This is a genomic window from Deltaproteobacteria bacterium (genome assembly GCA_003696105.1).
Lineage (GTDB): Bacteria > Myxococcota_A > Polyangia > Haliangiales > J016 > J016.
This window is the reverse complement of record RFGE01000274.1, coordinates 20,537-34,206: the sequence shown is the minus strand read 5'-3', so window position 1 is coordinate 34,206 and position 13,670 is coordinate 20,537. Positions and strand designations below refer to the sequence as shown.

The following is a 13,670-nucleotide window of genomic DNA, read 5'->3' as shown; positions in this document are numbered from 1 at the left end:
CGGGCGACTGCGCACGGGTGGCGACGGCGACGGGAGGCGCCGGCCGCAGGACGCCGGCTGGCGCACCCTGCCCGGGACGAGGCGTTTTGGCGCGCGGCGCTCGCGGAGATCGCAGCCGCCGGCCGGAGCCGGATGCCGACGCGTGGCAGCGAGCGATGCCGCCGCACGCCGCCGCACCGGTGACGTCCGGCGATGGCCATAGGGCCACCGACGAACTGGCCGTGAGGGCCTGCGACGCGTGGCTGTCCAACGGCGGTCCGGCATCGCGGTGACCGATCGTCAGCACGCGAGATGTGCAATCATTGGGCATTAAACGTCTAGCCTTTGGACTGTTTTGGGCGGTGAACCCGTGGCGTTACACGTATTTTGAGTAGTTACGGGCCGGTATGCTCTGTGCTTTCGGTAACGCGGCACACGCCAATCACGGCGCCGACTACGGGGGAGGAACTTCATGAAACACATCGTTGCCGCACTCACCGCCGCGTTGCTCGCACTCGGAATGACCGCGGGGCCAGCTTTGGCCACACAGACCATCGGCAGTGGGTCCACTCCCGGCGAGGACCACACCTTCAGCACCGGCTGCTACGGCGATTGCGGCTACGACTGCGCGTGGTGGCGCTGCGGGCACACGTCGGCGTGCGTGACCCACGACTACTACACCCGCGTATACGGGATGTTCTCCAGCGCGGCGATGAGCAGGCTCGGACCCGCGCTGGTGGACTGGGGCTCGTGCTGGTACGGCCGCGCCAAGCAGTCGATCGGCGACACGATTCGTTCCGGATGGACCGGCGTGACCGACTGGTTCAGCAAGCGGCTGCGGTAGCGCACCACGGCCGCCAACGATTCCGGCGCGGCGGGCTCGCATCCGGGCCCGCCGCGCTGCTTCTATACTGACGCTGTGCCTGACGAACCCGCGAACCGGCGCGGTGCGCCGCGGCGGTGGGTCGCGGCCGCGGCCATTGCGCTCGCGGCGGCGCTCGCGCTGTGGTGGCGCAGCGCCGGGGATGCCGGCGTGCGCGACCCGGCGGCCGGCGGCCGCAACGACGCGGTGGGCGCTGCACCGCGCGTGCCGCGGGCGGCCGCCCGGCGCCGCGGCCCGGTGGTCCGCGCGATCCCGGCCGCGGCGTACGCGCCACTCCGCGGACGCGTCATTCGTCCCACCGGCGAGCCGGTACCCGGTGCGACGGTGCACCTGGTCGGGCGCCCCTACGCCGCGGCGGCGCCGCAGCCGGAGGATCGCGTTCGCACCGCCGGCGCCGACGGGCGGTTCGCGTTCGAACGCCTGCTCACCGGCACGTATCAACTCGAGGCGACCGACGGCGACGACGTGTCGCCGACGATCGCTCACCGCGCCGCGCCGGGCGCGCCGGAGGCGGTGCTGGTGCTCGTTCCCGGTGCGCGCGTCGAGATCGAGGTGGTCGACGCCGACACGGCGGCGCCCGTCGCCGGCGCGAGCGTCGGCCTGTGGGCGGGCGACCCGGAGTTCGGCGACGCGGACGTGTCGCGCGAGGAGACGACCGGCGCCGACGGGGTCGCGACGTTTCGCGGCGTCACGGCGACCGCGAACCATGCGGTTCGCGTCCGCGCGCCCGGGTACGTGCCGGCGTACGAGCACCTCGTCGCCGCGGCGCACCCGAACCGGACGTGGCGGGCGCGGGTCGCGATCGCGCCAGGCGCGCGGCTGGCCGGCCGCGTGGTCACCGCCGCCGGCGCGCCGGTGCAGGGCGCGTTGGTCGCGTTCGACCCGCGGCGCCAGGTGCCGCTGCCCGACGGCGTCACGTCTCCGTTTTTGCGCGCCGGCCGAGTGGATGCCGTGACCACCGACGCGATGGGCCGCTTCGAGCTCACCGCGGCCGAGGGGACCGGCTGCGTCACCGCCACGGCGCCCGGCTACCAGATGGGTGAACGCTGCGGAGTCACCGCGCTCCGCGGCCGGCCGCCGCCCGAGGTGGTCATCCAACTGGAAGACGGCGGCCGCATCGAGGGAGTCGTGGTGGACGCGGATGGAGCGCCGGTCGCCGCTGCCACGGTTGTCGTCACGCAACGCGACATGGAACTGGAGCCCATGTTCGAGCAGAACTTTCGGTTTCGCGCGCGCACCGACGACGCGGGTCGGTTTGCGTTTTCCGGCGTCGACCGGGTACCGGTGGCCGTGTATGCGTGGACCGATGACGCGTCGAGCGACCTGGTGGACGTCGACCTGACCTCCACACCGGTCGTCGCCGGGGTGCACGTCGCACTGGTGAATGCGGGGCGCATCGCCGGGACCGTCGCGGAGCCGGACGGCAGCCCGGTGCCGTACGCCACCGTCGCCTATCGGCCTGATCATCTCGTCGACGAAGACGGTTACGACGCTCCCGACGTCGTCGAGTCGCTCGCGCCCGGCGAGGTGCCGCCGCGGTGGGCGATGCTGCGCGCGAAAGGGGCGGTCAGGGCCGACGCCGACGGTCGCTTTTCGATCGCGGCGTTGCCGCCCGGTGCGTATCGATTGATCGCGAGCCGCGCGATGCCGACGTCGACGAGTCCCACCTACGGGACCGCGCAGGTGCGGCCGGTGTTTCCTGGGGACGACGCCACGATCGTGCTGCCGAAGCTCACCGCCGTGCGGGGGCGGGTCGTGTTGCGCGGCGGTTCGCCGGTGCGCGAGTTCGGCGTGAGTCTCGCGCTGGGGCATTTGAAGAATGCCCCGGAGATGTTCCCGCCGCCGAAGTGGTTCGTCGCACCCGACGGCCGGTTCGTGCTCGCGCGCGTGCCGGACGGCCGCTACCGGTTGCGCGTGACCGGGCCGGGCATCGAGGATACGTACATCGAGGAGCCGTTCGAGGTGGACGGGCGCGACGTCGACCTTGGCGACATCGTCGTCCGTCGCGGCATTGCCCGTTCAGGAGTCGTGGTCGACGCCGACGGTCGACCGGTTGCGAAGGCGCGCGTGTCGGTCGCCGTGCGCGGCCGAGTGTCCACACTCGAGTCGGACGCGGACGGACGGTTCGCGCTGCCGACGCTCGCAGCCGGCGTGCCGCTGCGGGTCAAGGCGTCGACGGACGATGCGGCATCCGATTGGATCGATGTCGGTGAGGCGCAGACGACCGTCGAGGTGCGGCTGGCCGAGGCGGCCACGGGCGGCATCAGCGGCGCGCTCGTCGATCCGGGCCAGCCCGTGGACCAGCGCGCCGTAGCCGTGACCGACGTGGCCGCGGCGAGTCCGGACGACATGCCGCCGGTGGCGGTCGTGAAAACGGAGGCCGGCGGCCTGTTCTCGTTCCCGGCGCTGCCGGTGGGCCGCTACCGGTTGTGGGTGTATCGCGTCGGCACGGTAGAGGAAAACGAAGCTGCGGGGCGACCGACCTGGTTTGCGCACCCGGACCCCGTCGCGGTCGCGCCCGGCCGCGTCACCGAGGTCGTCGTCGTGGTTCGCCGCGGCGGTGGCGGAGAGGAGCCATGACGATCAGGATCGTTGCGACGGCGTTCGTGTTCGCGTGTTCGGCGGCGTGCGATCGGCGGGACGCCGACGGCCATCGGCCCGCTTCCCAACGCGCGGCGGCCCCGGCCGACGCCGCGGTCGCGCCGGAGCCGGTGTCCGTCGCGCCGCAACCCGTCGTCCCGGCGCCGCCGCGCGACCGCGTGCAGGCGTTTTGCGAGGCCAACTACCGGCGGTTGATCGAATGTATCGACGACAAGGCGTTCTGGAACGTGATGGCGACGCTGTATTTCCAGACCGATCCGCAGCTCGCCGCGAACCCGGCGGCAAAGGAGCCGTGGATCGAGATGATGCGCGACGCGGCGCTCACGCTCCACCGCGAGGGGGAGTTGGCCAATAACTGCCGCGCGACGCTCGACCACAACAAGTGGCCGACCGAGGAGCAGATGCGCCGGGTCGACGCGGCGCGCGCACAGTCCTGCGCTGCGTTCGGAAACGCATACGGCTACATGATGTTCGGCGAGGGCGTGTTCTTCGAGGTCACGTCGCCGGTCGACGACGCGGACGCGCCGCAGGCCGATTGAGCGGGCGGGCTTCCCAGGAGCGCGACCCTCGCACGCCGCCGGTGCGAGCCCGCCCGATGGTGGCGCCCCACCGCGCTACGGTGGGGCGTCGAACGCCACGGTGACATGGGCGGTCTGTCCGGCGGCGACCGTGACCTCGGCCGTGCGCTCGCCGAGCGTTTCGTGCCACACGCGTAGCGTGTAACGGCCGGCCGGGACGCCGGTGAGCGCGAACGTCCCGGCGTCGTCCGTGACGGCGTGCCACGGGTGTTCCGTCACGACCACGTAGGCGCTCATCCACGGGTGCACGTCGCACTTGACGTGGACAATCCCGGGTTCGTCCAGTGTTTGCGCCATGCGCATACCGCGGGCCGGCATCGCGCGGTTGAACACGGTGTCGTCGCCCGCGAACGCATGGACGTTGTGCAGCAGCGGATCGCTGTTGATGAACGTGATCGGCTGTCCGACCTGCGCCGTCGCGACGCGCGGCGTGTACATGCAACCGGCTTGGTCGATTTCGACACTCGCATTCGGTGGCGGCGGGATCGGGCCGGGCGGTGTGCCGGCCAGCCACACCGCGGCGCCGGCCAGCTTGCCGTCGGTCGCGCGCACGGTCTGCAGCGACACGCGGCCGCCGTGGCCCGCCTGGCAGCCGGGCGCGAGGGTCAGCTCGCGGGGCGGCGGCAACGGGCCGGAATACGTGACGACACCGCGGATGCTGCCGGCGCCGCGCCCGACTGCGCCGGCAGCGGCCGGTGCGGTGTCGTGTGCGGCGGGCGGGCCGGTCGTGGCCGGCGACGGCGCCGCCGAGCGTGCAGCGGGCGCGCCGGCGGGGGCGAGGCGCGCGGCAGCCGTATCCGCGCGGCCGGTTGGCTCGGACTCCGGCATCGTCAGCACAATCGCCGCGACGGCGGCGGCCGCGGCGACGGCGGCGGCCGGCGCGCTGAACCGGCCGCGCAAGTTCATCAGGTGGCGAATGCCGGCGCTGGCGACGAACAATGCGGCGAATACGAGCCATGCGTTGCGCGCACCGAACGTGTGAAAGTAGTGACTGCTGATCATCGCGAACACGACCGGGTAGGTCATGTAGTTGTTGTGCCGGGAACGATTCTTGGCTCGCGCCGCAAGCGTCCGGTCCGGCTCCTCGCCGGCGCGCGTCGCCGCTACGAGCTGCCGCTGGGCCGGGATGATCCGCATCCATACGTTGGCGACCATGATCGTGCCCATCAGCGCGCCGACGTGAAGGAACGCGGCCCTCCCGCTGAACACGTGGGTGAGCCCGTACGCGACGGCGATCAGCAGCGCGAACGACACGGTGGCCGCCGCCCGCGGCCGCTGCGCCAGCGGCGAGATCCACAACAGGTCGTAGACCAGCCATCCCCCGATCAATGTGCCCATGCCGATCGCGGTCGCCGCGCCTGCGCTGAGATCGGCCACCGCGGGATCGACCGTCAGCGCGGCGCCGCCCATGTAATAGACGACGCCGAGGAGGCCGAAGCCGAATACCCACGTCAACAGGGCCTCGAACTTGAACCAGTGCATGCGCGACAACATGGCCGGCGGCACCTTCGGCAGCTTCTCGACCAGGTAGAAGCCGCCGCTGTGGACCATCCACAGGTCGCCCTCGACCCCGTCTTTGTCGGAGCGCTCGAGCATCGCGTCGAGCCAGTTGAAGAACAGCGCGTGGCCGATCCACGTGATCGCCGCGATCACGTGCATCCACCGTAGCGCCAGGCTGATCCACTCGTGAAGTGTCGGGTCCATGACGGAACGGCGCGCGTGCGCGCCGCGCCAGCGTACCGCAAAACGGCACGACGCGCGGCCGCCGACCGTCGCCTCGCGGGTCGCCGGCGCCGCGCGTGCGCAACTCGTGCAAAGCGGCGCTATGCTCGCGAGCGCATGGTCGCACCCGATCTCGTCATCCGGTCCACGCGCGTCGTCGCCGGCACCGGCGCGCCGGCCCCCGCGTCCATTCACGTCGCGGGCGGTCGCATCGTCGCGATCGCGGGGTACGCAGACGTGCCCGCCGGTTGCCCGATCGACGACGCCGGCGACGCGGTCGTGTCACCCGGTCTCGTCGATACGCACGTCCACGTCAACGAACCGGGCCGCGCGGCGTGGGAAGGATTCGCTGCCGCCACGCGCGCCGCGGCCGCCGGCGGGGTCACGACGATCGTCGACATGCCGCTCAATTCCATCCCGCCGACGACGACAGCGGATGCGCTCGCGAGCAAGCGCGCCGCGGCGGCCGGCCAGTGCTGGGTCGACGTTGGCCTGTGGGGCGGCGTGGTGCCGGGCAACCTCGACGACCTGGAGCCGCTCGCGCGCGGCGGCGTGCTCGGCTACAAGTGTTTCCTCGTGCCGTCGGGCGTCGACGAGTTTCCGCACGTCGGCGACGCCGACCTGCGGCCCGCACTCGCGCGCCTGCGCGACCTCGGCCGGCCGCTGCTCGTCCACGCCGAGCACCCGGACGCGATCGCCGCGGCAGCGGGGGCGCTGCGCGGCGACGCGCGCCGCTATGCGACCTACCTTGCGTCGCGGCCGCCGGAGGCCGAAGATCGCGCCGTCGATCTCATGATTCGGCTGGCCCGCGACACGGGTGCGGCCGTGCACATCGTCCATCACGCGTCGGCCGGATCGTTGGACGCGCTGTCGCGCGCGAGAGACGACGGGCTCGCCGTGACGGCCGAGACGTGTCCGCACTACCTTCGGTTTTGTGCCGAGGCGATCCCGGACGGCGCGACCGCGTTCAAGTGCGCGCCGCCGATCCGCGAGGCGCATCACCGCGAGCGGCTGTGGGAGGCGCTGGCCGCGGGTGTGCTCGACATGGTCGTCACCGACCACTCGCCGTGTACGCCCGACCTCAAGCGCCGCGGCAGCGGCAGTTTCGCCGACGCGTGGGGCGGGATCGCGTCGCTGCAACTTGGCCTGGCGGTGACGTGGACCGAGGCGCGGCGCCGCGGGTTCGGCGTCGAGCGGCTCGCGCAGTGGCTGTCCGTCGCGCCGGCCCGGCTCGCGGGGCTGTCGGCGCGCAAGGGGCGCATCGCGGTGGGGTGCGACGCGGATCTCGTGGTGTGGGACCCGGACGTCGCGTGGACCGTCGACGCGACGCGGCTGCACCACCGCAACCCGGTTACGCCGTACGACGGCGACACCCTGCACGGCGCGGTTCGGACTACCTACTTGCGCGGCGTCGCGATATACCGCGACGGACGGCACTGCGGGAAACCCGCGGGGCAATTGCTGGCGGCGTCATGACCACATCCGACTTCGACTTCACCGATGCGGTCGATCTGGCCAACGAACGACTCGGCGGCCGCGCGGTCGACTGCAACGACGAGTTCTTCGCGCCGATGGCCAACCTCGTGCGCGCAGCGGCACCGGTGTTCGACCCGGATCGCTACACGGACCGCGGGAAATGGATGGACGGCTGGGAGACGCGGCGGCGCCGACAGCCCGGTCACGATTGGTGCGTCGTGCGCCTCGGATTGCCCGGCGTCGTCGAAGGCATCGTGGTCGACACGGCGCACTTCACCGGCAACTATCCCGAGGCGTGCTCGATCGACGTGCGCGACGCGGACGCGGGCGGCGATTGGGTCGAAGCCGTCCCGCGGTCGCCGCTGTGCGGGGACGCTCGCAATCGGTTTGTCGTCGGCGCTGCCGGCCGCGTGACCCACGTGCGACTCAACATCTATCCCGACGGCGGCGTTGCGCGCCTGCGCGTGCACGGCCGCGTGGTGCCAGACTGGCAGCGTGCTCCGGCCGAGTGCGATCTGGCGTCGATCGCCTTTGGCGGTGTCGTCGAAGCGTGCAGCGACATGCACTTCGGTTCGCGCCACAACCTGATCCTGCCCGGCGACGCGACCCACATGGGAGACGGCTGGGAGACGCGGCGCCGGCGGGGACCGGGGCACGACTGGGCGATCGTCCGGCTCGGTGCCCCAGGCCACCTCGTGCGCGCGGTGGTCGACACGCAACACTTCAAGGGCAACGCGCCCGCAGCGTGCTCTCTCGAAGTCGAGGACGCGGGGGGAAGCTGGCACGAGGTGTTGCCGCGTACGCCGCTGTCGCCGGATCGGCTGCACGAGTTGCCGCTCGCGCCGGGACCGGTGGCGGTGCGCGCGAGGCTCAACATTTATCCGGACGGCGGCGTCGCGCGGCTGCGGCTATACGGGAGGCGTGCGACGTGATCGAACTGTCCGAGACGGCACTGCGACAATGCTGCGCGGCGTCGCGCTGGGTCGCTGGAATGTTGGCCGCACAACCGTTTGCCGACGCCGATGCGGCGCTCGCGGCGGCCGATGCGGTGTGGCGCGAACTCGGCCCGGACGACTGGCTCGAGGCGTTCGCCGCGCATCCGCGCATCGGCGACCGCACCGCGTCCGGCGCGTCGGCGCGCGAGCAGGCCGGCGTGCGCGGCGCGGACGCCGACACGCTCGCCGCGCTTGCCGAGGGCAACCGCGCGTACGAACGCCGGTTCGGCTTCGTGTTCCTCATCTGCGCGACCGGCAAGACGGCCGGCGAGATGCTCGCGGCGCTCCGCGCGCGGATCGACAACGACCGCGCTACGGAACTGCGCATCGCGGCCGCGGAGCAGCTTCAGATCACGCGGTTGCGGCTTGCCCGCGCCCTGAAGGAGGCATCGCGATGACCACGATCAGCACGCACGTCCTGGACACTGCGCGCGGCCGGCCGGCAGCCGGGGTGCCGGTTGCGCTCGAGATGCGCGACGGCGACGCATTCGTCCCGCGCGGCAGCGCGACCACCGACTCCGACGGCCGGATCGCGCGGTTGACCGACGGGATCGAACCCGGCGTGTACCGGCTGCGGTTCGACACCGGCTCGTACTTCGCAGCCACCGGAACGCGCGGCTTCTACCCGTACGTCGACGTCGTCATCGACGTTCGCGACGGCGACGCTCACTACCACGTGCCGCTGTTGCTGAGCCCGTTCGGCTACGCGACCTACCGCGGCAGTTAGCGCGCCGCGCGATGCCGAATCGCGACGTGCGCGTGGCGCGCGCATCGCGCGGTCGCTGTGGCGCATTTCCGTCGACGCGATCGCGAGAGACACCGCGGCAGCCACGGACGCCGAGGTCAGCGCGCCGTCGCCGTGCATCGACCGCCACGGCCGAGGCGGAGGTCGGCGCGCTGCGCCCGGTCAGTACAGGCTGATGCCCAGCTCGATAGCGGCGCTGCCGGTCGTCACGCCGCGTGCGGGCTCGTCGTCGATGAACCGCCGGTAGGCCTCCGGGTAGTAGGAGGCGTTGAGGCGTAGCGACACGTCGACCGCGTAGTGCGTCCGGCGGAGCAGCTCGACGCCGACCTGCGCCGTCGCCCATCCACCGGTACTTCGCTTGAACGCGTCCGGAAAGCACGCGCCGGTCTCGGACACCGATCGCCGCGCGACGCCGACACCGCCTCCGACCCACAGGCCGATGCCGTCGACCGGCCACGTCCGCACGCCCGCACCGAGCGCGCGATCGTCGACGCACACGCGCATCCATCCCTCCGCGTACACGGCGACGCGCGGTGTCCACATTGCACCGCCGCGAAACGCCAGCACCGCCGTGACGTCGCCGTGGTCGCTGACATCGCCGGCGCCGGCAGCGACGCCCGCCGACGCGCCGGCAAACGCGACGACCGGTTCGCTGGCGCGCGCTGGCGGCGGGGCTGCGGCGCCGGCCACCACCGCGATCGTGGCGACCACCGCCCCGCGGACCCGCGTCGCCATCACGCGCCCCGCCGGTTGTTCAAGATCGTGACGAACGATCGACTGCGCAGCTCGTCTAGGGTAATGCCGGTCGCCGTCGCCTCCTGCTCGGTGATCGCCCCGCAGCTCACGCCGCGCAAGAAGAAGTTCAGCAGCCCCTGGCCGGTCGCCGCGTCGTCGAACACGTCGCCTACGACCGTGGCCTGCGCCGCTTTTGCGATGAAGTTCGCCAACCGCTCGCTCGCCGCCGGCAGCGCCTCGAGGAAAAATGCGTACACTGCGGCGTAGCGGGTGGGCAACTGCGCCGGGTGCAGATCCCACCCCTGGTAGAACCCGTGCACGAGCGAGTGGCGAATGTCGGCGGCGTGCAGGCGCCACGCGGCATGGACGCTGGCGCGATCGCCGATCGGCATGATGTTGGTCGCGCCGTCGGACAGCCAGATACCGGTGCCCGCGAAGGCGACCTGCATCATGTGGCGCGCGAAGTCGCACGCGGGGTGGCGCATGTGTTGGTGGGCGGCGGTGATGTTGCAACTCGCCGTGTAGTCGTAGGTACCGAAATGCGCGGCGACGCAGCGGCCGCGGGTGGCGGCCAGCAGCCGAGGCAAGGCGCACGCGCCGTCCGGCCCCACGATCGCCTGAGTGGTTTCGATCATGAGCTCGAGGCGCAGCGCACCGGGTTGCATTCCGAGCCGTTCCTCGATCAACTCGAATGCGTCGACGAGCACCGCAACCTGTGCGGGCGAAACGATCTTGGGTAACGTGACGGCAAACCCCGCCGGCAGACGGCCGCCGGTCGCGCCGGCAAGCGTGGTGAGAAACAGGTCGAGCGTGCGCAGTCCGCGGGCGCCGAGTTCCTCGGACAGCGGTTTGATGCGGATGCCACAAAATGGCGGCAGCGAGCCGGCGGCCATCCCGGCGGCGACCTGTTCGGCCGCCGCGATCGCGCACGCGTCCTCCTCGTCGTCGGGCCGGTTGCCGTAGCCGTCTTCGAAGTCGATGCGGAAGTCCTCGACCGGCTCGCGCTCCAGCTTCGCGCGCACCCGCCGGTACACCGTGTCGGCCAACTCGGGAGCGAGTTCGACCCCCATTGCCGCCATCAGCGTCGGCGCATCCGGTGCGTGCGCGTCGAGCGCCTGCAGCGCGAGACGGCCGAGCTTCGCGGCAGTGTCGGCGCGAAACAGGTGCGCGCCGCCGTAGACCGTGTGGACGGGCTGTCGTGCGCCCGCGTCGCCGCGGTAGTGCGCGCCGTGCGCGTGCTGCGCGGCGGACAGCCGGGCCGTGAGACGTGCAAACGCATCGTGTGGGATCGTCGAAACCATGCCGGGTTCATACCACCGCGGGCGGGCGCGGCGGCAGTCGCTCGCAACGTTCGCGGGCGCCGATCAGCGTGCGGCCGCGACGGCTTCCGGCGGCATCGGCGGCATGCCGCCGGGCAACGCGGCCACGTGGGCGGCGTACGCGACGGCGCGGGCGTGCGCGGCGGCCGGCGGCCGGCCGCGCAGCAGGTTGTGGACGAGCGCGGCGGTGTACGCGTCGCCGGCGCCGATGCGATCGCCGCGGCTCGGGTCGATGCGCGGCGGGACCGCGTCGTGGCGGCGGCCGTTCGCCCACAGGGTGGCGGTCGCGCCGCCGCGCGTGATCGCGACGACCTTGCCGGGCAGCGGGCCGACGATGCCGAGCCGCGCGGCCTCAGCCGCGTCGACCTTGACGACGTCCGCGCGCGCCACGCACTGGCGGGCGGCGGTCAGGTCGTCGAACGGCGGCCGCAGGTTGGCGTCGCACGCGCGCAGACACCCGGCGGGCAGCGCGTCGAGTGCGCGCCACAGGGCCGCCGTCGCGGCGGCGGTGCGCCGGCCGAGCGTACCGAACACGAACGCGTCCGCCCGCGCGAGCGCCCGCCGCACGGCCGCGTCGACCGCGATGCGGTCCCACGCCGCGGGCGCGCGCACGGCAAACCGGGGCTCGCCATCGTCGAGCGCCACGTCGACCTGGCCCGTGGGCAGGTCGTCGCGCTGGATGCAGTCTACGTCCACGCCGGCGCGCGCGAGCGCGGCGATCGCCGCGTCTCCGAGCGGATCGCGGCCGACCCGCGACACGAGGATCGCCCGGTCGCCGAGGACGGCGGCGTGGTAGGCCGCATTGGCGGGCGCGCCTCCCAGCCGCGGGCCGTCGGGCAACAGGTCCCACAGCAGCTCGCCCCAGCAGACGACGATCGGGCGAGGCCGGCGCAGTCCCATGGCGACCGCGATCATACGTCGCGCGGCGAGACCTGCGGCGCGCGAGGCCGGCGCGCGGTGCGCCTTTGACCGGAGGTGCGGCACCGGGATAGCCTGACGACGTGCATCGGACGGTTGCCGCGGTCGCGTGTGTCGGCGCGCTGTGCGCACCGGGCTGTCGATTCGATTCCGGGGGGACGGCGGCCGGGGACGGAGGCGCGGCGCCCGATGCGCGACCGCCGGACGACGCGGCGGACACGGCGCCGGACGCGCCGCCACCGCCGCCTCCGCTGGCCGACGGCGACGCCCGCGTCGTGTACGCCGTAGGGGCGTCCAATAAGCTGCAGAATCAACGGTTCGCGAACGCGGCCGAGGCGTGGTTCGCGGAGCCCGCGCTGGGACCGTTCGGCGGCCGCGTGCCGTGGATCGTCCACCGCATCGACCCGTCGGGCACCGGCGCCGAGAAAACGATGACCGTCGCCCAGACGGCCAGCGGGCTGGCGACCGGCGTCGCGTCGTACGCCGGCGGGCAGTGGGCCGCCGACTGGGCCGTCGTCCACGGGCTCGGCGTGTCGTCGGCGACGCGCGGCTTCGACCTCGAGTTCGAGGCGTCGGGCGACGCGCTCGCCGTCTACGGCGTCGGCACGTCGACGCCGGCGTACCGCGTGTGGACCGCAGGACAGTGGTCGGCGGAGCGCCGCCTGCCGGTCAACGACGGCGGCGGAGGGCCGCTGCCGGACATCAACCGCGGTGCGGTGCGTTGGGTCGAACTCGAACCGCGGCCCGACTCGGACGAGATCGCGCTCGTGTACGCCGATGACCGCGACGAACTCGCGGTGATCGTGTGGACCGGCGACGACTGGGACCTGGCGACGGCGGTGCGCCTCGAAGATCGCCTCAAGGTGAACCCGCAATCCCGCATCGTTCACAACCGCGCGTTCGACGTCGCGTTCGAGTCGCTGTCCGGCGACGTGCTGGTCGCGTGGGGCCGCGAAGGGGCGGGCGGGTTTTTTTATCGCGTGTGGGATGCCACGCACCGGTTCTGGTCGCCGGAGTTGACCCTCGGCACGGTTCCTCTGGGAACGCCGCACTTCGTCGACCTCGCGTCCGACCCGGCGAGCGATCTGATCGCGCTCGGCCTGTACGACCTCGGCGACGGCATCGAACGGCTCGGCGTCGCGATGTGGACGGGGGCATCGCTGGTGGACGCGGTCGAGATCGACTCGCAGATCGCCGACGTCGACGACACGGCGCAGGGAGATTTCCCGGGGGAGCTGGCGTTTTTGCCGGCGGCTGGCGTGGCGGTCGCGGTCTACCCGGACGACGCATCCGGCGAACTGGGCTACGCGACCTGGTCGCCGGTCGATCTCGGCTGGACGGCGGGCTCCGTGCCGCTGTCCGCGATCGGGCGGCCGAGATCGTTCGACCTGGCGGTGCTGCCGGGCGGCGCCGTGGCGCTGGTCGTCGCGTCCGACGATGAGGGGCGGTTGTTCGCAGCCCGGTTCGACGGCCAGACGTGGGCGCCTGACGCCGGCGGCGCACCGATCGCGTCCGGCTTGCTCGACGGGCCGTTCACGCCGTTTTCGCTCGACGTGCGACTTCGCTAGCGCGCCGTTGCGCGCGGGCGCGCCGGCGAGGTCGCGAGCGGCCGGGGGGCGCCGCACGCCCGCAGCGCACGAGGGCGCTTCCTCCCATACGGTGCCGAAGGCAGGAGGGCGTCCGCCGGCGATCCCCGACGGTGGCGACCGCAGCCAGTCG

The 13,670-nt window shown here is 72.6% G+C and carries 12 protein-coding genes; 8 read left to right on the top strand and 4 right to left on the bottom strand.

The window, feature by feature from the left end; all coding sequences use genetic code 11:
* Positions 1 to 451: 451 nt before the first annotated feature.
* From D6689_17635 to D6689_17625, 3 genes are all read left to right on the top strand, one after another.
* Positions 452 to 823, top strand: a complete 372-nt coding sequence (locus D6689_17635; GenBank protein RMH39141.1) for a hypothetical protein — start codon at positions 452 to 454, stop codon at positions 821 to 823.
* A gap of 75 nt (positions 824 to 898) precedes the next feature.
* On the top strand, positions 899 to 3,442 hold the full coding sequence (locus tag D6689_17630) for a carboxypeptidase regulatory-like domain-containing protein (GenBank protein RMH39140.1): 2,544 nt from the start codon (positions 899 to 901) through the stop codon (positions 3,440 to 3,442).
* A complete protein-coding gene (locus tag D6689_17625; protein ID RMH39139.1) occupies positions 3,439 to 4,002 on the top strand; it encodes a hypothetical protein in 564 nt (187 codons plus the stop codon). The genes D6689_17630 and D6689_17625 overlap by 4 nt, the downstream gene beginning before the upstream one ends.
* 75 nt (positions 4,003 to 4,077) lie before the next feature.
* On the opposite strand, the gene D6689_17620 is transcribed toward D6689_17625, so the two are convergent.
* Positions 4,078 to 5,745 carry a hypothetical protein gene (locus D6689_17620; protein ID RMH39138.1) on the bottom strand — a complete coding sequence of 556 codons (1,668 nt, stop codon included), beginning with the start codon at positions 5,743 to 5,745 and terminating at the stop codon, positions 4,078 to 4,080.
* A gap of 135 nt (positions 5,746 to 5,880) precedes the next feature.
* On the opposite strand from D6689_17620, the gene allB reads away from it, so the two are divergent.
* Genes allB through uraH form a run of 4 tightly spaced genes read left to right on the top strand, consistent with a single transcriptional unit; the run spans position 5,881 to position 8,961 of the window.
* Entirely contained in the window at positions 5,881 to 7,239 is a 1,359-nt protein-coding gene (gene allB / locus D6689_17615) for an allantoinase AllB (protein ID RMH39137.1), read from the top strand.
* Positions 7,236 to 8,171, top strand: coding sequence for an allantoicase (gene alc, locus D6689_17610; GenBank protein RMH39136.1), 936 nt, complete (start codon positions 7,236 to 7,238; stop codon positions 8,169 to 8,171). The genes allB and alc overlap by 4 nt, the downstream gene beginning before the upstream one ends.
* A complete protein-coding gene (gene uraD / locus D6689_17605; GenBank protein RMH39143.1) occupies positions 8,150 to 8,632 on the top strand; it encodes a 2-oxo-4-hydroxy-4-carboxy-5-ureidoimidazoline decarboxylase in 483 nt (160 codons plus the stop codon). The genes alc and uraD overlap by 22 nt, the downstream gene beginning before the upstream one ends.
* Positions 8,629 to 8,961: a hydroxyisourate hydrolase gene (gene uraH / locus D6689_17600; protein ID RMH39135.1), complete on the top strand. Its 333-nt coding sequence runs from the start codon at positions 8,629 to 8,631 to the stop codon at positions 8,959 to 8,961. Before uraD ends, uraH begins: the two co-directional genes overlap by 4 nt.
* 180 nt (positions 8,962 to 9,141) lie before the next feature.
* Here uraH and D6689_17595 read toward each other — a convergent pair whose 3' ends face one another.
* The 3 genes from D6689_17595 to D6689_17585 all read right to left on the bottom strand — a co-directional run bounded on the left by D6689_17595 (position 9,142) and on the right by D6689_17585 (position 11,948).
* Complete coding sequence (locus D6689_17595) at positions 9,142 to 9,714, bottom strand: hypothetical protein (protein RMH39134.1); 573 nt, start codon at positions 9,712 to 9,714, stop codon at positions 9,142 to 9,144.
* On the bottom strand, positions 9,714 to 11,015 hold the full coding sequence (locus D6689_17590) for a phosphoenolpyruvate kinase (protein RMH39133.1): 1,302 nt from the start codon (positions 11,013 to 11,015) through the stop codon (positions 9,714 to 9,716). The genes D6689_17595 and D6689_17590 overlap by 1 nt, the downstream gene beginning before the upstream one ends.
* A 63-nt stretch (positions 11,016 to 11,078) precedes the next feature.
* Positions 11,079 to 11,948 carry a hypothetical protein gene (locus D6689_17585; protein RMH39132.1) on the bottom strand — a complete coding sequence of 290 codons (870 nt, stop codon included), beginning with the start codon at positions 11,946 to 11,948 and terminating at the stop codon, positions 11,079 to 11,081.
* Between the two features lie 86 nt (positions 11,949 to 12,034).
* Here D6689_17585 and D6689_17580 point away from each other — a divergent pair, with 86 nt between their 5' ends.
* Positions 12,035 to 13,519 carry a hypothetical protein gene (locus D6689_17580; GenBank protein RMH39131.1) on the top strand — a complete coding sequence of 495 codons (1,485 nt, stop codon included), beginning with the start codon at positions 12,035 to 12,037 and terminating at the stop codon, positions 13,517 to 13,519.
* The last annotated feature ends 151 nt before the right edge of the window (positions 13,520 to 13,670 follow it).

Bases quoted from the DNA above. Each gene is read 5' to 3' on its own strand.
- D6689_17585 (RMH39132.1), bottom strand. From the start codon at position 11,948: ATGATCGCGGTCGCCATGGGACTGCGCCGGCCTCGCCCGATCGTCGTC.
- D6689_17620 (RMH39138.1), bottom strand. From the start codon at position 5,745: ATGGACCCGACACTTCACGAGTGGATCAGCCTGGCGCTACGGTGGATG.
- D6689_17595 (RMH39134.1), bottom strand. From the start codon at position 9,714: ATGGCGACGCGGGTCCGCGGGGCGGTGGTCGCCACGATCGCGGTGGTG.
- D6689_17635 (RMH39141.1), top strand. From the start codon at position 452: ATGAAACACATCGTTGCCGCACTCACCGCCGCGTTGCTCGCACTCGGA.
- allB (RMH39137.1), top strand. From the start codon at position 5,881: ATGGTCGCACCCGATCTCGTCATCCGGTCCACGCGCGTCGTCGCCGGC.
- D6689_17625 (RMH39139.1), top strand. From the start codon at position 3,439: ATGACGATCAGGATCGTTGCGACGGCGTTCGTGTTCGCGTGTTCGGCG.
- alc (RMH39136.1), top strand. From the start codon at position 7,236: ATGACCACATCCGACTTCGACTTCACCGATGCGGTCGATCTGGCCAAC.
- D6689_17590 (RMH39133.1), bottom strand. From the start codon at position 11,015: ATGGTTTCGACGATCCCACACGATGCGTTTGCACGTCTCACGGCCCGG.
- uraH (RMH39135.1), top strand. From the start codon at position 8,629: ATGACCACGATCAGCACGCACGTCCTGGACACTGCGCGCGGCCGGCCG.